The 19,470-nt window shown below is 65.8% G+C and carries 11 protein-coding genes, 1 pseudogene and 1 CRISPR repeat array (1 of these 13 only partly in view); all 12 genes and pseudogenes read right to left on the reverse strand.

Annotated elements, in window-relative coordinates; all coding sequences use genetic code 11:
- Positions 1-2,559: direct repeats of the CRISPR family, unit length 32 nt; unit sequence GTTTCGATCCACGCCCCCGCGCAGGGGGCGAC (it extends 3,087 nt beyond the left edge of the window).
- Positions 2,560-2,753: 194 nt separating this feature from the next.
- Positions 2,754-3,044, reverse strand: coding sequence for a CRISPR-associated endonuclease Cas2 (gene cas2, locus ACQ450_RS04120; protein WP_431470622.1), 291 nt, complete (start codon positions 3,042-3,044; stop codon positions 2,754-2,756).
- A 4-nt stretch (positions 3,045-3,048) separates the two neighbouring features.
- Positions 3,049-4,089, reverse strand: a complete 1,041-nt coding sequence (gene cas1c / locus ACQ450_RS04125) for a type I-C CRISPR-associated endonuclease Cas1c (protein WP_431470623.1) — start codon at positions 4,087-4,089, stop codon at positions 3,049-3,051.
- 3 nt (positions 4,090-4,092) lie between these two features.
- Positions 4,093-4,749 carry a CRISPR-associated protein Cas4 gene (gene cas4, locus ACQ450_RS04130; protein ID WP_431470624.1) on the reverse strand — a complete coding sequence of 219 codons (657 nt, stop codon included), beginning with the start codon at positions 4,747-4,749 and terminating at the stop codon, positions 4,093-4,095.
- Between the two features lie 8 nt (positions 4,750-4,757).
- Positions 4,758-5,705, reverse strand: a complete 948-nt coding sequence (cas7c, locus tag ACQ450_RS04135) for a type I-C CRISPR-associated protein Cas7/Csd2 (RefSeq protein ID WP_431470625.1) — start codon at positions 5,703-5,705, stop codon at positions 4,758-4,760.
- Complete coding sequence (gene cas8c / locus ACQ450_RS04140; RefSeq protein WP_431470626.1) at positions 5,695-7,524, reverse strand: type I-C CRISPR-associated protein Cas8c/Csd1; 1,830 nt, start codon at positions 7,522-7,524, stop codon at positions 5,695-5,697. Before cas8c ends, cas7c begins: the two co-directional genes overlap by 11 nt.
- Positions 7,521-8,144 carry a type I-C CRISPR-associated protein Cas5c gene (cas5c, locus tag ACQ450_RS04145; RefSeq protein ID WP_431470627.1) on the reverse strand — a complete coding sequence of 208 codons (624 nt, stop codon included), beginning with the start codon at positions 8,142-8,144 and terminating at the stop codon, positions 7,521-7,523. The genes cas8c and cas5c overlap by 4 nt, the downstream gene beginning before the upstream one ends.
- Before the next feature lie 384 nt (positions 8,145-8,528).
- Complete coding sequence (locus ACQ450_RS04150) at positions 8,529-10,259, reverse strand: CRISPR-associated helicase/endonuclease Cas3 (RefSeq protein ID WP_431471159.1); 1,731 nt, start codon at positions 10,257-10,259, stop codon at positions 8,529-8,531.
- A gap of 150 nt (positions 10,260-10,409) precedes the next feature.
- Positions 10,410-10,880 (reverse strand): annotated as a pseudogene (locus ACQ450_RS04155) (CRISPR-associated endonuclease Cas3''); the annotation flags it as partial.
- A gap of 593 nt (positions 10,881-11,473) precedes the next feature.
- Entirely contained in the window at positions 11,474-14,221 is a 2,748-nt protein-coding gene (locus tag ACQ450_RS04160) for a M16 family metallopeptidase (RefSeq protein ID WP_431470628.1), read from the reverse strand.
- A gap of 73 nt (positions 14,222-14,294) precedes the next feature.
- Positions 14,295-17,738: a TonB-dependent receptor gene (locus ACQ450_RS04165; RefSeq protein WP_431470629.1), complete on the reverse strand. Its 3,444-nt coding sequence runs from the start codon at positions 17,736-17,738 to the stop codon at positions 14,295-14,297.
- A gap of 107 nt (positions 17,739-17,845) precedes the next feature.
- Positions 17,846-18,829 carry a FecR family protein gene (locus ACQ450_RS04170; RefSeq protein ID WP_431470630.1) on the reverse strand — a complete coding sequence of 328 codons (984 nt, stop codon included), beginning with the start codon at positions 18,827-18,829 and terminating at the stop codon, positions 17,846-17,848.
- On the reverse strand, positions 18,811-19,287 hold the full coding sequence (locus ACQ450_RS04175; protein WP_431470631.1) for an RNA polymerase sigma factor: 477 nt from the start codon (positions 19,285-19,287) through the stop codon (positions 18,811-18,813). The genes ACQ450_RS04170 and ACQ450_RS04175 overlap by 19 nt, the downstream gene beginning before the upstream one ends.
- Positions 19,288-19,470 lie beyond the last annotated feature (183 nt).

The raw sequence follows: 19,470 nt of genomic DNA on the forward strand, positions 1-19,470 counted from the left end.
CACACCAGACGTTCTGGTGTTTCGATCCACGCCCCCGCGCAGGGGGCGACTGGCGATCATCCGCGCCGCGCTGCGATGGTGCGAGTTTCGATCCACGCCCCCGCGCAGGGGGCGACCCTCCGGCATCGGCATGGTCCGCCAGCTGCTCGAGTTTCGATCCACGCCCCCGCGCAGGGGGCGACGATAGGTTACGCTCGAAAGCAGGAAGATCGGCGGGTTTCGATCCACGCCCCCGCGCAGGGGGCGACCGGGCGCAACAGGTGGCCTAGCCCGAGATCGTAGTTTCGATCCACGCCCCCGCGCAGGGGGCGACCGTTCTGGCGCGCATCGGCACGCACATAGAGCGTGTTTCGATCCACGCCCCCGCGCAGGGGGCGACCGCTGGTCGGCGATCATACGATCGGCGCGGGCGGGTTTCGATCCACGCCCCCGCGCAGGGGGCGACCTCCTCATCCGCGTTGACCATCCCCATCGCCGGGGTGTTTCGATCCACGCCCCCGCGCAGGGGGCGACCTTGCTGCTCGCGCGTCCACACCGGAGGGCGCTGGTTTCGATCCACGCCCCCGCGCAGGGGGCGACCCGGAGGCACGAAAGGGCGGGGATTTCCAAGGAGTTTCGATCCACGCCCCCGCGCAGGGGGCGACGGGCGCGGTGATCATCGAGGGCCGGCTGCGCGTCGTTTCGATCCACGCCCCCGCGCAGGGGGCGACGATCAGCAAACCGGCATAGCGCCCGAACAGAGCAGTTTCGATCCACGCCCCCGCGCAGGGGGCGACCGCGGGAGGCTGGTTCGCAGTCGAGCATCCGCGTGTTTCGATCCACGCCCCCGCGCAGGGGGCGACCCGCGCAGTCGGGTCGTGACCTTGGGCTGTCGCAGTTTCGATCCACGCCCCCGCGCAGGGGGCGACGAGGTTGTCATCGACTTCCTCTTCGGTGACGATGTTTCGATCCACGCCCCCGCGCAGGGGGCGACATCGGACCATCGCTGTGATACGGGCGTGGCTGATGTTTCGATCCACGCCCCCGCGCAGGGGGCGACAGCCGCGCCGACGCCATCCGCCTCCCATATTCCGGTTTCGATCCACGCCCCCGCGCAGGGGGCGACCGTCGGCGACAGGCTGCGCTCCTCGATTGCGGTGTTTCGATCCACGCCCCCGCGCAGGGGGCGACCGGCGCCGCCCTTCTCGACGGGACCGAACTCGTAGTTTCGATCCACGCCCCCGCGCAGGGGGCGACGTCCCGCCCGGCCGGCGCGCGGCTCGCGGCCTGCGTTTCGATCCACGCCCCCGCGCAGGGGGCGACCAGCGGATCGAAGTTCTCGGGCGGCAGGTCGCCCGGTTTCGATCCACGCCCCCGCGCAGGGGGCGACATGTAGCAGAGCGGCAAGCACGAGCGTGCCGTCGTTTCGATCCACGCCCCCGCGCAGGGGGCGACGGATCGCGGATCGCGTTCCCGCACCATCGTCCGGTTTCGATCCACGCCCCCGCGCAGGGGGCGACGGGGTCGTTTTCGTGGAAGCCATCACCGCGATCCCGTTTCGATCCACGCCCCCGCGCAGGGGGCGACGCGATTTATTGCAGGCTAACCGGGTCATGGGAGACGTTTCGATCCACGCCCCCGCGCAGGGGGCGACGCGATTTATTGCAGGCTAACCGGGTCATGGGAGACGTTTCGATCCACGCCCCCGCGCAGGGGGCGACCTGCACCGTTTGGTTCGACGGCCTGATCTGTTCGATGTTTCGATCCACGCCCCCGCGCAGGGGGCGACGATCTCGCCGCGATCAATAGTACGGCGCATCATCGTTTCGATCCACGCCCCCGCGCAGGGGGCGACAGCCATCACTGCGGCTCCCCGGCAGCGTCTCGACGTTTCGATCCACGCCCCCGCGCAGGGGGCGACTCTGCCCCCGGCATCATCAGAAAGTCCATGACCCGTTTCGATCCACGCCCCCGCGCAGGGGGCGACATCGTTGCGGATGCCCCCCGCGCGCGCGATCCGCGTTTCGATCCACGCCCCCGCGCAGGGGGCGACATCGTTGCGGATGCCCCCCGCGCGCGCGATCCGCGTTTCGATCCACGCCCCCGCGCAGGGGGCGACGCTATCTCACCAACGACGCGCCGCCCGAGCAGTGGTTTCGATCCACGCCCCCGCGCAGGGGGCGACCGCGGCTCTCACGAACCGATTTGGACCGCATGTTGTTTCGATCCACGCCCCCGCGCAGGGGGCGACGTGTGATTTTAGCGCGCCGACCATCCACGTGGCGGTTTCGATCCACGCCCCCGCGCAGGGGGCGACGTTGCGGTAATGACGGTGTACGTCGATAACATGGTTTCGATCCACGCCCCCGCGCAGGGGGCGACCGCGGATAGCGGAGTCCGGGCGCGCAGCTCGTCCAGTTTCGATCCACGCCCCCGCGCAGGGGGCGACGCCCGCATGTGGCGAGCCCGGCGACTTCCCCATTGTTTCGATCCACGCCCCCGCGCAGGGGGCGACGAGTTGTTCGGAGAACCGTTCCTTGCCTTCGTGGTTTCGATCCACGCCCCCGCGCAGGGGGCGACCGCCACATACATAAGACGATGAGAAAAAGCGGCAAATTGTAAACGTTGCGCGAAGGGGCCTCGAACGGACGCGCTTCGGGAGATGTGTAACGGGCCCGCTCTGCGAGGTTATTGAAGTAGAACGCAATTCCCGCTGCGCGAACCCGCCCCTTGGTCGCCTACAATATCGGGTTCGCGCAACGCCTGGGCTGGCGTCAAAACAACAACGGCCCCTCCAGATCCAGCGCCTCCTTGGCACCTACATGCTCAACGCGCCGCTTGCCGTCAGCTCCCAGCCGGTAAAAGCGCAGCGAATCCTTCTCGCGGTCGATCTCCTGGATCAATGCCGCACGGAGCATCGCCCATTGTGCCGGGTTCACCTCGCATTCGAAGACCGAGTTCTGCACCCGTTGCCCAAGATCGAGGCACGCCTTCGCCACGCGGCGCAACCGCCGCCGGCCTGCCGCGTCCTCGGTATTCACGTCGTAGGTCACAAGCATCAGCATGGCCTCATTTCCATACGAACGGGGGATAGCCGTCGAGATCGCCGCGCAGATGCCTTGCCAGCAATTGCGCCTGGACATGCGCGACAAGCCCCATCGGCATGCTTTCCCCTAGAAATGGATGGCGCAGCTCGCGTTTCTTGCGCTCTTGCCAAGCGATCAACACCGCCTTGCGGCCATCGTCGGTCAGCGATACCGCCCCGCCCTCGTCCATCGAGAAGTCACGCGGCTTGAGCTGCCCACGATTGATCAACGTCAGCGCCAGTCGATCGGCCAGCACCGGGCGCAGTTCCTCCATCAGGTCGAGCGCCAGGCTGGCACGGCCGGGCCGATCGGCATGGAGCAACCCCACCTGCGGGTCGAACCCCACGCCCTCGAGCGCCGAGCGGCAGTCATGCCCAAGCATCGCATACAGGAAACTGAGCAGTGCGTTCACCCGATCAAGCGGCGGGCGGCGCGAACGGCCAGCAAAGGTGAAGGCCGGGCGCTCCCCCTGGAGCATCGCGTCGAACACTCCGAAATAGACGAGCGCCGCCTCCCCTTCGTGACCGCGCAGGCTCTCGATGTCCTCCGCCCCGGCGGCCCGGCGGGCGACATGGCCCAGCCGAGCCTCCGCTGCCGTAAGCGCCGCATGTGTTTCGGCGGCGAGCCGCGTGCCATGATCGCGCAGCGCCCGGCGCAGCACGGTGCGCTGGTTGGCCGCCTTCGCCGTCACGATACCGCGCACGATCGGTACCGCGCGCGCAGGATCGTCAGTGACGCGGTGCTGCGTGCGGCGCAGCAGGACGTTACCCGTGCGCGGGCCCTCCACCCGCGCGAGGAACTTGCCATTCGGGGTGAGGAAGGAGAGCGAGATCCCGGCCTCTGCGCAGGCGGCCATCAGCGCGGGCGAGGCGCCCGGCCGGCCGAAGCACACCACCCCTTCCAGCAGGTGCATCGGCACGCGCCCGCGCTCGGCACCGTCCACTTCGACGACGATGTTGGCGCCATCCTTGCGCAGCCAGGCATCCTCGGTGGTCACATAGATGGTGTTGAGGTGGCGCCGCATCGGTCACGTCTCCGGCAGGGCATCGACTTCGGCGAGCTGGCGCAGCAGCCAGCGCTGGACGGAAGGCGGGCGCTCCAGCCGCTTGGGCTGGCAGGCATCCGCCAGCGAGCAGCGCCGGCAGCCGGGCATTGCCCGGGGCGGCGGGGTATGGGCGGCGGCGAGCATCGCGCGGGTTTCGGCGGCGAGCCGCACGGTCAGCGCGCGCAGCTCGACATCGAAGGCAATCCGGCTGCGCTTCTTGGTCTGGGCATAGAAGAGCGCGCCTTCGGGCACGGTGCAGCCGAACATTTCCTCCAGGCACAGCGCCTGGGCGCAGAGCTGCACCTCATCGGCGCGGTGCGCCTTGGGACGGCCGCGCTTATATTCGACCGGATAGGGCACATCGCGCACGAACTCGACCGCGTCGGCCTTGCCCGCCAGGCCATGTTCGAACGAGCGGAGGACCAGACCGCGCACGGTGCGGACGCCGGCACGGCGGTCCGGCCGTCCGGCATCCACCCGCTCGTGGAGGATGCGCCCCTCAGCGGTGGCGCCATCCTCCGCCCAGATCCGCTCGACATGGATCAGCGCGCACTGACGCGGGCAAAACAGATAATGCTGGAGCGCCGACACCGGCACCAGCGCGTCTTCGGCGGCAGGGTCCGGAGGCGGCGCGCGCACGCTCTGCGTCAGTATTCGAGGATCTCGACGCCCGCCGGCACTCCGTCGCGGTCGATCGTGACCCTATAGTCTTCCCATTTCCGCGCGGGTGGCCAGTTGTCGGTCGCGGGGCTGCCGATTTCCTGAACCGAGCCTTCGTGGACCCGCCAGGTTTTCACTCGATCGAACAGGCTCTGCGCCTGGGCATTGCCGAGCGCGCTCTGGTGGCGGAAGACGATCAGCTTGCGGCTGGCCATCTCGCCCCGCGCCGCCGAGCGGTCATGGTCGAACATCTGGCCCAGCGCCTGCCACAACAGTACGAGGTCGCCTTCCGAAAAGCCGGTGCCCTTGACCGGGTGGCTGGCGAGCGGCGCGGAGACGAAGCCATGGACGCGGTACAGGCCATAGGGCACGATGTGCTTGCGGCCCATGGTGCGCTCCTTGTCGACGTCCTTTTCATTGGTCACCGAGGAGCGCGTGATCGAGATTTCGAGCGGCAGGATCGGCTCGACGGAACGCCCAAAGGCAAGCTGCACCGGGCCACGAACCTGGCCGGCATTGATCTCGGTCGTCATCACCGCGCCAAAGGTCCGGATGTCCCAGAAATTGGAACACATCCACGCGGTCAATCGTCGAGCGGCTCCTTCCTGTTTCGGAAGCTTGCTGAAGTCCTTCTCCTTCTCGGGTGCAATCTGTTCGGCGCTCCAGGCCCGCTGATGTTCTCGGTTTAGGACTGCACCTTCGGTCATGTAGATCATGTTGCCGCTTTCCGGCAGCTCGTTCATGGCCACAAGCGTGGCGATATAGTTCCGGATCTTGCGCTTCAGCGAAACGTCGGAAACCAACCCATGGTTATTCTCGGGGTCGAGCCGGGGCATGTTGCCGGCGTCCGGATCGCCATTGGGATTGCCGTCCTTCACGTCGAAATAGAGGATGAACTCGTGCCGCTGGCTGACGGCCGGGCTATCATTCGCCATGGTTTTCCTCCTTGGTCGCCGAAGCATCATCCGCGTCGCGTTTACGGAAGCGCTCTGCGCGCTGGTGATAATATCCGATGTAGAAGCGCCCTTGATCGGCCAGTTTCAGCGACCGGGGAAACTCGCCGGGAATGCCGTCTATGATTTCCTGGATCTGCTTATCGTGAAAGGTAGCCGCACCCGAACTCGCGAGGCTGGAAAGCGTGTTGATGTGATGCTGCGACAGGCGCAGCAATGTCGGGAACACCGATGCCGGCGCAGCGGAGGCCGAAGCGAGAAACCGGGTTCGGATCGAGGCCTTGATCCCTTCAATCGCCCGCTCCTGCACATACTCAAGCGCCGCGAACAATCGGCCGAGACGATACGCCTCGTTCGTGCTGCCTTTATCCAGGGCCATCGGAGCACCATCCTTTCCATTCAATCGCGCATTGCGCTCCAGCACGCCGCGGATCACCGCCGCCTGCCAACCAATCTCCGCGGGTCGACCGTCGGCCGTCCGGGGTTCCCCCGCCCGCAGCCGCATCAGCACGGTGGCGAGCAGGCTTTGCGGATAGAGACCGCCCGAAAGCACCGCGCGCATCGAATCGCCGGCGAGCACCGACGGGATATTCTTCGCATCTCCCCGCGCGGCGACGGTTTCCGCCAGCAGCCGCCGGATCGAGGGAGCCGCACCCCAGCTGCGCGGCAGCGGTTGGATCCGCATGTCACGATAATGATCTCCCAGCGCCTTGACGAAGCCGCCGAAATCGCCGCTCAACCAGAAACGGACGGAAATGCGTGCTGCGTTGGGAGATAGGCCCAGGATATGAAAGCGCGTGCCGGGATCGAGATCGGCGCGCAGTTCGGCGACCGGACGGCCGGCCGCGACCTTCTCGATCTCGGTGCGGACAAGGGCCGCTTCCTTCTCGTCGGTGATATCGCCCACCGCGTCGGGCAGCCAGGCGGCAAAGGCGGCCTCCGCCGCATCGGCAGTAGAGGCGCCGCCGACATCGCTCGCGTCCGCCCAGAACACCACCGTGGCGTCGCCGATCGGACGCGGCAGTCGGTTGCGGCTGTCGCGCCGCAGAAGCTGGTTGAGCGCTGCGCCATAGCGGAAGGCGGCGGCTTCGCTGGTCGGCGCATTCGCTCCCTGCTCCTTGCCGAGCGAGGTGAAGGCATCGAGATTGAACGACACCAGCGCGGCGCCCGAGGGTTGCGCGCCTTCCACGCCCTTGATCGTCGGATGCAGCCGCGCGATCGGCCCGGCCTCGCCGGTCACCAGGCAAAAGCTGCCCGCGCCATCGTCGGTGACCGCCCCCGCCTCGACCAGCGCACGCGCCGCGGGCCGCTCGTGCAGATAGCCGCGTTCACCCGCCAGCCTGAACAGGATGTTTGCGTCGAGCATGTCGGGCGTGCCGCGCGGCAAATCATCGAAATCCTTAGGCCGCCATTTCTCGACGAACCGGCGGAGCGCGACCAGCCCCACATCCTCCTGCCCCGCCAGCCGCTCCAGGTGCAGCGCGACGAAGGCGGCGTGCTGGCGCTCCGCGATAGCCCAGCCGGTGCCCTCTGCGGATTTCGTGACGCCCAGCGCGAACGCCGTTTTGTCCCAAAGGAAAAACGCGCGAGGCGTCGTACCCGGGCGAGGAAAGGATGCGGGGACGATTTCGAACTTCGGCTGGGCTTTCTTGCCGGACAGGTCGTGCAAATTCTCGACATCGACCGCATCGCCATCGGCGTTGAGCACGATGCACCAGCCGAACTTTTCCGAACTCCAGCCCTGCGCAGCGACGCCCGGCAACCGCTCGTAATAGCCGTTCAGCGCCTGGAGGATCGTCACCGCACCACCTCTTCGGCGTCGAAGGGCGGCACGTCGATCACCCCGTCCCGCATCTGCGCGCGGAAGAAGCGCGATTCATTGTCTCGCGCGAAATCGATGTCGTGGAGCATCCAGCCGAGATCGCGATCGCGCTCGACCAGGCGTTTTTCCGGCGCGGCCTCGGGCAAAGGCGCGCCTTCCTCGATCAGTTCAAATTCGGCGGGAAACTCGCGGGTGCCGAGGCACGGGCGATGGAAACACTGGCCCTGCGCCGCACGCCGGTTGAACATCGAGATATGCTTGGCGGCGCTGTCGTCCGCGCCCGCTCGCGCCGTCATCGTAAAATGGGCATCGATCACATAGGCGACGTCGACCAGCACGAGCGCCGCGCGCTGCTGGCGATTGTCATCCACCGCGATGCCCAGCCCGGCGGTGGTGCCGCGTTTCATCGCGCTGGCGGCATTGGCGGCGCTGGCCTTGGCGCCCACTTCGTTGCGGCGGATCGACCGGAACCGGATCTTGTTCAGCACATGGATGCGCGTCACGTGCCAGCGGATCGCCGGCTTCCAGTGGATGGCCTCGAGGATACCGCGCGCCGCACTCGGCGTCAGCACGTCATAGCTTACGCGCTCCGCTTTCATTTCGGGGCGTGTAAAACAAGCGTGATCGCCCCGGATATGCAGCCTGACCGACATTTATCCCCGCCCTAATACGCAACTTCCATAAGTAAGAATCAAATACAGTCAACCATTACCACAGATTGATCTTCTGGGAAGGTGGCGCCGCCATTTACAGCGGCGCCGCCTCCCACCGGATTGATCGCGAATGACACATCCCGATCTAGGTTTCGATCCACGCCAATGAGGCGACCAACGTAGCTATGTGGGCTCTTCAGGCACTGAAGAAATCTCCCCGTGAAGGGTAAAGCCGGCTGAACCAAGCCGTTCAACATAGCGTCGCATAGCACGGCCATAGCCGATACCGCCAGGCTTGCCAATATCCCGACACATCACGTTCTAGGAACGTCACATGACATTCTGCTCCGATACCCGCCATTCCGGAGCCGAAAGCGCGAGTCCCCGGCTACGGTCATACAGGGACATGTCGCCCAATCGCACGAACCGATCGCCGCATTCCGCGCGCACCACCACCGCGTCGCCGCTCGCCAGCAGCGCGGCACGGACCTGCTTGGGCACCGGCACGACATATTGCTGTAGCTTGCGCAGCGTGCCCGCCGGCGGCAAATCGGCGCGGGCGAGCGCGTGCAATGCCTTCACCGCATCGGCGTCATACGGGATCAGCACCGGGTCCATCGCCTCGTCGATCATTTGAAACGCATCGGAAATGGTGCGGAAAGGACAGTTGATCCCGCTTCCGCCCACCGTCTCGTGGATCGCCGGGAGGATGGGATAGTCGCTCCCGGTCCCGGTCGCCCGGTCGAGCGCCTCGTAACCCTTGCGCCAGTAGAGCCAGCGGTAATAGTCGGTCACGCCCTCCAGGCTGAGCGGATCGACCGCGGGGTTTTTGAGCACCTCGCGCGCGGCATCATAAAAGGGCGCCAGATCGCGCGGGATCGGGCGGCGCCCCGGCACCGGTTCGGGCTCGAACACCAGCGTCCGGCCATAGGCCTCGCCCAACGGACCAAGCTCGCCGCTGCGGTTGCAGCGTCCCGCCGCCTGGGCGATGTTCGACAGTCCGGCGGCGGCGCGCCACACTTCGGGGAACGACACGTCAACTCCTGCCTCGATCAGGCTGGTCGCCACCAGCCGGACCGGCTGGCCGGCGTTCAGATCGGCGCGGACCGAAGCCAGCACCTCGCGGCGGTGGCGCGCGCACATCAGCGTGGTCAGGTGGCGCGCCCCCGGCTGATTGCCAATCAACTCGAACAATTCCCGCGCATGGGCACGGCTGTTGACGATGCAGAGCATTTGCGGCTGCTCGGCAAAGCGGGCGGCGATCGTCGCATCCGGCATCGGCGTCTGCGACCATTCGACTCCCACCCGTCGCAGCTTCCGGTACAAGCCGGGCGGATCAGGCGCCAACTCGCGTTCGTCCGGGATGTCGAGGCCTTCGGCGCTTTCCGGTCCCGTGTCCGATGGCGCCCTTGCCCGTCGCGGCAACGCATCGTCCTGCGTCCGCAGCGCGGGCTGGGTTGCGGTGCACAGCACCACGCTCGCCCCGTAATTCTTCGCCAGCTCGTCGATCGCCGCCATGCATGGCCGCAGCAGATGCACCGGGATCGACTGCGCCTCGTCGATCACGATGACGCTCTTTGCCAGATTATGCAGCTTGCGGGCGCGACTGGTGCGGGCAGCGAAAAGGCTTTCGAAGAACTGTACCGCCGTAGTGACCACGATGGGGACGTCCCAATTTTCCGCGTCGCGGCGCAGCTTGGCCAGGCCGCTGGCACCTTCGCCTTCGCTGTCCCCTTCCCCGGCAGGCGGCTTCTTGTCCCAGTCGAAGCTCGAATGATGTTCGAGCACATCGCCGGCCAGCCCGACGCCGAGCGCCTCCCGGAACACCTCCGCAGTCTGTTCGATGATCGACGTGAAGGGAATCACATAGATGATACGATCCAGCCCGTGCGCCAGCGCATGTTCGACCGCGAAGCTGAGCGAAGTGAGTGTCTTGCCACCGCCCGTGGGCACCGTGAGCGTGAACAGGCCCGGTGCCAGGTTCGCCTTGGCGACTGCATGATCCAGGATTTCCGAACGAAGCTCGTCTACCTGCGCATCGCTTTTTCGGTGCCGGGCCATGAACGCCCGGACCGCATCGCGGTGGCGGGCATCAATTCGCCCACCACGATCGGGCGGCGGCAAGCCGTCTGCCGCCGCGTAGAATCGCTCGGTTTCGAGAAAGTCCGCATCGACCAGGCAGGAGAAAAGCATCCGTGTGAGGAAAAAGGGGCTAAAGGCTGGTTCGATGGCATTCTCCGCGGGCCTCGGCAGACCCGCCATCAACGCCGCAGTGTCCGGGAGCGGCGGGGCGTGGACCTCCCATCCCTCATAAGACTCGAGGCTCTTCCCGTAGCGTTCGACGAGCGCCTTTCCGTCCATGAGACCAGTGTGGTGCCCCGCGATGCCGAAGGTCATCACGCTACCGATCGGTCCGTACCGGCTCGCCGCTTCTCGGGCGCCTGCAGTGCTATGGTCGGGACCGCGCTTCCGCCCGCCGTCAGCCCGTGGCGCACGGATGTAGCTTTGATAGTCTTCCGAAACTTTGCCAATGTCATGAAGGCTGCCCATTACCTTCGTGAAGAGACCAAAGCCAAAGGGCTCGGCTAATGCCGCTGCGCGCTCCGCCACGCGCTCGAGATGATGGGCCAAGGGCTCCCAGGCGGCCTCCGGTTGATCCGGCAACGAATGGGCAAAAATCATAAGGTCGATCTCGACTTCGTAGTTCGGACAGACTGGTGCACCTTAATCCACCGCACCCTATGTAATCATGCAAATCGATTTCGACCTCGCAATATGGACGTAGAGCCGACCGGAGGTTCAGCCGCAAAGCGACCTTTTGATACAAGCTGCCGCACTGGGACTGTCGCTGTTCGTGAGGGGATAAGACCTATCCGCCCCGATCTCGCAACAACTGGGCCGTAGCCGTGATGCCACCATTGAAGTGCGCTACTGAGAAGGAAGCCGGGCAACTTGGAAAAATGGCGACCGCATAGCGCTCTAACGCCAGTCGTTCGGCCGCCCAGCAGACAGTGCCGAAACTTGGCGCTTGTTCAGCCGGCAGTATGGGGTCCGCTGCGAGGTAGGAAGCAGAGCTTGTCGGTGAAGCCACGCGCGGCATGGCAATCGGAGACCTTGTGGCGCGCCGATAAGCGGATCTGCGCGGACGCGGGTCATGTCCGGGCCAAGCGCACCACCTTCTTGGGGAAATGCCGCGGAATGCTCGGGCAATGGCGCGGTAAGCGGCGCCCACCTTGTTGTGCGGCAAGCCGCGGCGCCGGTTGCCGCGCCCGCCCTCAGCGCAGCACTCCCCCCTCCGCGTCCCACACCTCGACCGCCCCCAGATCGAGCGCGCGGATGTCCGCCTCGATCTTCGAAAGATCGCCGACGATCACCCATGTCATCGCATCTGGGTACAGCATCGTGGCGGTTTGCGCGATCGTCTCCGGCGTCAGCGCCGCATAGCGATCGGGCATGGTGGTGACCCATTCATAGGGGTGCTGATAGCGATCTACCCAGCGCAGATAGCCGACCATCGCATTGTTCGTTTCGAACCGATCGGGAAGCGTCAGCACCTCGCCGCGGACATAGAGGTCCAGTTCCTCGGGCGTGACGGGACGGTCGCCGGCGATGCCGTGGAGTTCGCGTGCGATCTCGCCTAGCGCGTCGGCGGTGCGGTCGGTCTGCACGCTGGTGGCGACAGTGAACAGCTGGGGGCCGGTGCCGCCGCCGATCCCGCTGTTTGCGCCATAGGTCCAGCCCTTGTCCTCGCGCAGGTTCATGTTGAGCCGCGCGGTGAACCCGCCGCCGAGAATGCCGTTCATCGCGGAGAGATCGAAATTCATCGGATCGAGGCCGCTGGGCATTACCTGTCCGACACGGATCATCGACTGGATCGCGCCCGGCTTGTCGACCAGCACCACACGGGGCTCGGTCTGCGCGGAGAGCGGCGCGACCTCCTTCTCCCCGCGCGCCACGGCTGGCGCCTGCCAATTGCCGAGATGGCGCTCCAGCACGCCGAGCAGCCGGTCGAAATCGACGTCGCCCGCAGCATAGATCACGCCGTTGTCCGGACGGATCCAGCGGTCGCGGAATGCCTCCAGATCGGCGCGGCTGTAAGATGCGATGGTTGCCGCGCGTCCGGCGATTGGGCCGCCATAGGCATGATCGGCGCCGTACAGCAGATAGCTGTACACGCGCCCCGCGATGCTGCCCGGATCGGCGAGCGCCTGCTGCAGACCGTTGAGCGCATTCTGGCGATCACGCTCCAGATCGGCTTCGCGCAACCCCGGATGGCGGATCACGTCGGCCCAGAGAGCCACCGTCTCGTCGAGCGAACGGCCCAGCGCCGAGGCGGCGAAGTTGGTGGTGTCCGAATCGCCCGAGCTGTAGATGCGAGCGCCGAGCAACTCGCTGCGCTCGGCAAATTCGCTCGCCGTCAGATCCTGCGTGCCGTCGTCCATCATGCCGAGGTAGAAGCCCTGAAGTCCCGGCTTTTCCGACAGGTCGGCGGCGCCGCCCGCGTCGAAACTGGCGACCAGCTCGACCACCGGCGTTCCGGTCTTGTGCGAGAAGACCACGCGCATCCCGTTTGACAGCGTGGCCTCGCGCCGCTCAGGCAGGGTGAGCGGCGCAGCCCCGCCGAAGGCGGGAAGCACGCTGCGATCCGCGCCATCGGCCAGCACCTCATGCGCGCCGAACGGCTCGACCGTCAGGCGGTAGTTGGGCCGCGCGAGCCACGTCTCGGCCGCCTGCTGCACCTCGTCGGGGGTCAGCGCGGCATATTCCGCCTCGTCCTCGGCATATTCGCCCGGGTTGTCGGAAAAGATCATGCCGCCCGACAGCATCATCGCACGCACGAACAGCGATTCGCGCGACCGCACATTGTCGCCGTATGCCACCGTCTTGCAGCGCTCCAGTTCGGCCGACGTCGGCCCTTCGGCAATAAACCGGTCGATCTCGGCCTGCAGCACCTGCTCGGCCGCATAGCCGTCCACATCGGGCTTCAGCCGCATCTCGACGGTGAACATTCCTGCGATCGCCGAGGGCTGATAATTCACTGAAACGCCGGTGGCATAGGGGTGATCGATCACCAGCGCCTGATGCAGCCGCGACAGCCGGCCGCGCCCCAGAACGGCCGACGCCATGCGCAACGGAGCGGTTTCGGGCGTGTCGCCGCCGGGCACTGCCCAGCTCCACGAAAGCGCGGTCTGCGGCACGGTATCCTGCACCGTCTCGCGCCGGACGCGATCGAGCGTCGGCACCCAATTCTCAACGCGCGACACCGGTTCGCCGGCGGGGACACTGCCGAAATAGCGCGTCATCAGCTCGCGCGCCTGCTCGACCGTCACGTCGCCAGCCAGCGTCACCACCGCATTAGTCGCGCCATAGTAGCGGCGGAACCAGTCCTTCACATCGTCGAGCGACGCGGCATCCAGATCGGCCATCGATCCGATCGTGGAGTGGTAATAGGGATGGTTCGCCGGATAGAGGCCGCGCGCCTGCATCTCCGACATCATCGCATAGGGCTGGTCTTCGTAGGTACGCTTTTCGTTCTGGACGACACCGCGCTGTTCGTCGAGCTTGGCCTGACTGACCGCGCCGAGCAGATAGCCCATCCGGTCGCTTTCCAGCCACAGCACGCGCTCCAGCCCGCCGGTGGGTACGACTTCATAGTAATATGTCTGGTCGAGCGAAGTCGCGCCGTTCACCGCGGACACGCCGATCTCCTGAAGCGGCGGCATATATTCGTCGTCGCGATGCTCCGATCCGTTGAACATCAGATGCTCGAACAGGTGCGCGAAGCCGGTTTTCCCCTCGGGCTCGTTCATCGATCCGACATGGTACCAGACGGCGACCGCCACCTTGGGTACCGAATGATCCTCATGCACCACGACGCGCAGCCCGTTGGGCAGCGTAAACGTCTCGTACGGGATCGGAGCCTCCGCCGAGTCTGCGGCGGCGCCCTGCGCAGGCTGGGCGAGCGTCGGCACGGGCAGGAGAAGCGCCGCCGCGGAGGCGAGCAGGAGCGTGGTGATCTTCATCGATTTTCCTGACATTCCGTAGGAGAGGAGGCGGCCGCGCAGGATCGGCAATCCCGCCGGCCGCGCGCTGCGATCAGAAGGTGGCGGCCACGCCGAACTTGAAGCGCCGCCCGCCCAGATAGGTGCCGCTCGAATAGAATTTCGGATCGTTACCCAGCGTGTAGGTCACATCGGGCGTGCCCGTGTCCTTGAGCAGGTCCGACCCTTCCAGGAAGATGCGAAACTGGCCGAAGCCGGGGCGCAGGTAATATTCTGCGCGAAAGTCCAGCGTCTGCGCATCCTCGGCGAAATAGCTGAGGCCGCGCGGATAGAATTGGCTCAGCGCACGCGACTGGAAGCCATAGGCAAGCGTCGCGTCGATATCGTATTTGTTGTAGGTGAGCGCGACGGTGCCCGAATGCTCGGGCGAACTGGAATAGGGCACGCCTGCGAATTCGTAGATATTGTCGTCGGGATCGCCATAGGCCCACGAATAACGGTCCACCCGCTCGCTATGCGTATAGGTGTAGTTGGCGTAGATCCCGAGACCGCCGAGCACGCCCGGCAGGAAATCGAAGCGGCGCTCGGCCTGCACCTCGAAGCCATAGAGTTCGGCCACGTCGTCGCTGTTCACCGGCGTCGATCCGGTGATGAACACGCTGTCCGGATTGGCGGGATCGAAATAGGGTGGCCCGTTGAAATAGGGGTGATCGGGCAGCGTCACCGCCGCGAGGTTCGCCGCGCCGTTGCTGATGTTCGACTGGAGCAGGTTTTCGGTGCGCTTGTAGAATCCGCTCAGCTTGAAGATGCCGATCCCGGAGTAATATTCCGCGCTCAGATCGAAATTGTGCGTGTGCGCGGGCTTCAGATCCGGGTTGCCGCTGTTGATCTGCAGGATCGGCTTGGTGCCCTGCGGCCCCGGAATGGGGAAGTTGATGAACGAGACACGCGTTTCGCTGGAAAGCAGCGCGATCTGCGGCCGCGCCACGGACAGAAAGTAGCCGCCGCGAAAGATCAGGTCGTCGCTCTCGCGATAGTTGAACAACACGCGCGGCAGGAATTCGTCGGTCGTGCCGCTTTCGGTGATCAGGCGTGAAAACTCGTTCTGAAATATCAGGTCCACGCCGATCCCGCCGCCGTTCTCGGGAAGGATCGGACCGGTATAGACCGGATAGACGAGGTTGCGCGCTTCGAGCTTCACGCGGTTGTACCGAACGCCGCCGATCACCTCGAGCTTGCCGAACTCCAGCTTCGATTGGAGATAAGCGGCAAAATTCGTCTCGCGCGTCATCTCCTGGTCCTGTCCGGGAACAGGCTCCAGCTCGGTGATCGTCAGCCCGGTGTTCGCCGCCACCTGGTCGATGTTGTTTACGAAATCGCGAAGCGACGCCTCGGTCACGGTCGTGAAGTTTGCGCCGTCGATCCCGATCCGCGCAAGGTCGGACTGCGCGAACACCAGCCCCGCGTCGGTCGCGAGGATGTTGCCGCCGATCTGAGAACGAATGTGATCGCTGCGGAATTCGGCGCGCTCGTAATAGGCGCCGAGCTCGATATAGCTCAGAAAGCCCGCGTCCGCCTGCCAGCGCACGCTCGCTTCACCGGTGTAGCGATCGTTGCTGCCGGTCGAACGATCGATCTGGCCGCTCGCATTCTGGATGGTGAAGCCCGCGGGATCGTTGACGAGCGCCCAGCCCTCCGCGCTGAGCAGCGGGAGCGGGATGCCGTCGCCCGTCCTGCGCCCGAAGGCGGAGACGATATAGCCCGCGTCGGGATCGACCGCGCCAGGCAGAAAATAGCTAGCCTGCGCGTCGATCGCAGTGCCGTTGCCGACGGTGCCCAGCCGCAGCGTGTTCGAAAAGTTGCGCGGATCGGTGAGTTCACCGTGCGCATAACCGGCGGTGTATTTGATCTCGAACGCGCCGAGATTCGTCCTGCCGTTCAGCGCATAGGTATCGGTGACGTTCTTGACGTCCTTCGCATAGCTGTAGCTCTGCGAGCGAGAGATAGCACCGTTGCCCGGCGTCAGATCGACGCTGAGTTCGGGGCCGGAATAGCCGCCCGGCACGTCGCTGTATTCCGCCGCGACGTTGAAGCTATCGGCCAGGCCGTACGACGTCCGCGTGGCTTCCGAATGCTGGAAGTCGAACTTCAGGTTCGTATGGCTCGCCACCTGCCATTCGGCCGAAATCGTGGCGGCGAGATTCTCGTTCTCGATGTGCGAGAACTGAGTCGTCAGCCCCGTGACATAGCCCTGATCCGCGCCGTCGACGAACGGAAAGGTGGCGTAGGGATCGAGTTCCTCCGTCGATTCAAAGGTCGGCAGGCCGTTTTCATCGAGCGGCAGCGCGCGCCCGGTGCGTATCGTCGTTCCAAAGCCGGTCGTGCGCAGCTCGTGCTTGCGATACTGCACCGACGCGCTGAGGCCGAAGCTGTCGCCGAACGTGCCCGCGACGGTCCCCGAAACGAGATAGTCGCTCGCGAAGTCATCGGGCGCGCCGCCGCCTTCGAGCAGCAGACTGGCATAGCGGCGGGGGCGATCGAGCGGCGAGAGCGTCTCGATTTCGATCAGCCCGCCGGTGCCCGCGCTGTCGTGGCTGGGCAGCAGCGTCTTGTTCACCGTGATGCTGCTCACCGAATCGGCGAGCAGGTTCGACAGGTCGGCCGAACGCCCGGTGCCGCTGCCTACCGGGAGGTTGAGCCCGTTGAGCTTCACGGCGTTCATGTCCGGCTCGAACCCGCGGAGGATCACGTTGCTGCCGTCGCCGGTCGACGAATCGCGCTGGAACGACACGCCGGGAACGCGGCGGAGCGCTTCGGAAAAGGTGGTGCCGGTGAAATTGCCCAGATCGTCGGCGGAGACCACGTCGGCGCTGTTGTCGGCCGTGCGCTGCCGGTTCAGCGCCTTGGCGCGTGCGCTGGTCGAGCCGTAGACGATGATCTCCTCGCCCGCCGTATTGGTGGCGCGATTCAGCGCAAGAGCGATCTGCGATCGATCTCCTTCGGCCACCGTGACGATGCGGGTCACCGGCGCGAATCCGAGAAACGAGACCTCGAGCGTGTAGGTGCCCGCCGCGACACCTGGGAAACGGAAGTCGCCGAACTCGTCCACGCGCGTAGTCGCGCCCGTTTCGACGATACGTACAAGTGCGCCGGTGACGGATGCCGTTCCGTCCGGGCCGGTGACATGCCCTGCGATCGTCCCCTCCCCCGCCTGCTGTCCGCCCCGCGGCGCTGGAGCGCTCACAATGAACGCGCCGCCACTCGTGGTGCTGAGCGTCAGACCGCTACCGGTCAGCAACATGCGATAGGCGCCTTCGGGAGTATGGCTGCCCTGGAGCGGCGGCGCCGCCTTGCCGCGTATCGCGTCGCCCGAGAAGACGATGTTGGTCTCGGTCTGCCGCGCCACGGCGCGCAGCGAGCGTTCCAGCGGCTGCGCCGGCAGATCGAAGCTGTAGCGGGCCTGTGCCTGTGCCTGTGCCGGAATCACGATCACGCCGGCAGTGGCGGCGAGCGCCGCGAAACTGAGTTTCGAAACCATTCTTCCCCCCTGTTGCAGAGCGCGAAAAATCCCGCTCCCCCAGGGGTAGACGATGGTGCGACGCAAAACCGACATTGCCGCGACACAAAAGTGAAAAAAGCGACTATTCAGCGCAAGATTTGAATGGTTTCGCCGTCGTCGCGGACATGAAGACCGTGCAGCGTAGCGACTGCCTGTGCGAAATCGGGCGTCGCATTGGTGGCGAACACGCCCGAAACGGGCAGCGCCGCGACGTGCGGATCGGGCACGGCAAGCCTTGGGCCGCCGTAGCGATTGAGTTCGGCGACGGCTTCGATAAGCGGCGTGTCGCGGAAGATCGCCTGCCCGCGCCGCCAGGCCGTGACCGCTTCGATCGATTCGGCGCGCGCGATCCGCATGCCGCGCTCGCCCGCGGTAAGCCGCTCGCCTGGATCAAGCTCGGCAGGCGCGACGGGCGTCGCGCCGCGCGGCGGCGGGGCCGCATCCGAAACCACCACCTTGCCCTCGATCAGCGTGACGGTGACGTCTTCGCCGTCGCGGCGGACGATGAAGACGGTGCCGACCGCGCGTATCAGCTTGCTGCCCGCATCGACGATGAACGGGCGGTCCGCATCGTGCGCCACTTCGAACATCGCCTCGCCGCGGTCGAGCCGCACGCGCCGCCGATCGTCGGAAAAACGCACGTCCACTTGGCTATTGGTGTTGAGCGCGATGCGGCTGCCGTCGTCCAGCGTCGCGATCTTCTGTTCGCCTCGTGCGGTGGAATAGTCCGGGCTCGTCGAGAAGAGGCCGCTGATCGCGCCGAAGCCGAGCAGCACCAGGATCGCCGCGGCAAGCGCGAGTAACGGTCGCTGCGGCCGCGCAGGCGGCAGCGGTTGGCGCGCGGGATGTCCATCCCCGTTCTGGAAGCAGAGCGCGGCGCCGGGCAGCATCGCCCAGATCTCAGTCGCACGCTCGAACGCGTCGGCATGCGCGGGATCGTCGTGCAGCCAAGCCTGAAATCCTGCTTCGGTGTCGGCGGTGCGCTCCCCCTGCAGGCGCGCCACCCAAGCCGCCGCCTCGGCTTCCACCGAGCTGTAGCGCATCCCGCCGCTCACCATTGCGACATCCACTGCATCAGCTGGAGCGTGGCGCGTGCGACCTGCTTCTCGACCGCCGCGACGCTCATCTCCTCATCCCGCGCGATCTCCGCATAGCTCATATTCTCCAGCCGACGCTTGAGGAGGATGCGGCGCGTGCGCTCGGGCAGCTGCGCCAGCCCAGCGGCGGCGTGCCGCAGCCGCTGCTGCTGCTCCACGATCTGCCCGGGATCCGGCGTCACGTCGGCGATATGTCGCAGGTCCTCGCCATCCGCGAACGGCGCGCGCGCATTGCGGCGCTGGCGATCGATCGAAAGATTCACTGCCGCAGTGACGAGCAGCGCCTCCTGAGACCGTGCCTGGGATTTGCGCTGGTATAGCTCCAACTTGAGAAATGCGTCCTGAACCAATTCGTCTGCGTCCTGTTCGGGGATGCCCTGCCGCACCACGGCGCGTCTGGCCTTCTGAAGCATCTCGGCGAGCGTCGGCATCGGCGAAGCAGACCTCAGCTATCCAGACGCGCCGGTGAGACAAATCCGACATGCGCGCGAGCAGAAAAAGGATCCGGTCCGGACATGGCCGCCATAGTGTCACCGCTAGGTTGGGATGCAAGGTGCCGTTTCAGCAATCAGGCGCGCGGCGCCTGTCGGCGATAGCAGGACCGACAAGAATGC

This window comes from Sphingosinithalassobacter sp. LHW66-3 (genome assembly GCF_050703275.1).
Classification (GTDB): domain Bacteria; phylum Pseudomonadota; class Alphaproteobacteria; order Sphingomonadales; family Sphingomonadaceae; genus Sphingomonas.

Coding starts and splice junctions, on each gene's coding strand:
- ACQ450_RS04160 (WP_431470628.1), bottom strand. CDS start 14,221: ATGAAGATCACCACGCTCCTGCTCGCCTCCGCGGCGGCGCTTCTCCTG.
- cas7c (WP_431470625.1), bottom strand. CDS start 5,705: ATGGCGAATGATAGCCCGGCCGTCAGCCAGCGGCACGAGTTCATCCTC.
- ACQ450_RS04165 (WP_431470629.1), bottom strand. CDS start 17,738: ATGGTTTCGAAACTCAGTTTCGCGGCGCTCGCCGCCACTGCCGGCGTG.
- cas5c (WP_431470627.1), bottom strand. CDS start 8,144: ATGAAAGCGGAGCGCGTAAGCTATGACGTGCTGACGCCGAGTGCGGCG.
- ACQ450_RS04150 (WP_431471159.1), bottom strand. CDS start 10,259: ATGGCCCGGCACCGAAAAAGCGATGCGCAGGTAGACGAGCTTCGTTCG.
- ACQ450_RS04175 (WP_431470631.1), bottom strand. CDS start 19,287: ATGCCGACGCTCGCCGAGATGCTTCAGAAGGCCAGACGCGCCGTGGTG.
- cas2 (WP_431470622.1), bottom strand. CDS start 3,044: ATGCTGATGCTTGTGACCTACGACGTGAATACCGAGGACGCGGCAGGC.
- cas1c (WP_431470623.1), bottom strand. CDS start 4,089: ATGCGGCGCCACCTCAACACCATCTATGTGACCACCGAGGATGCCTGG.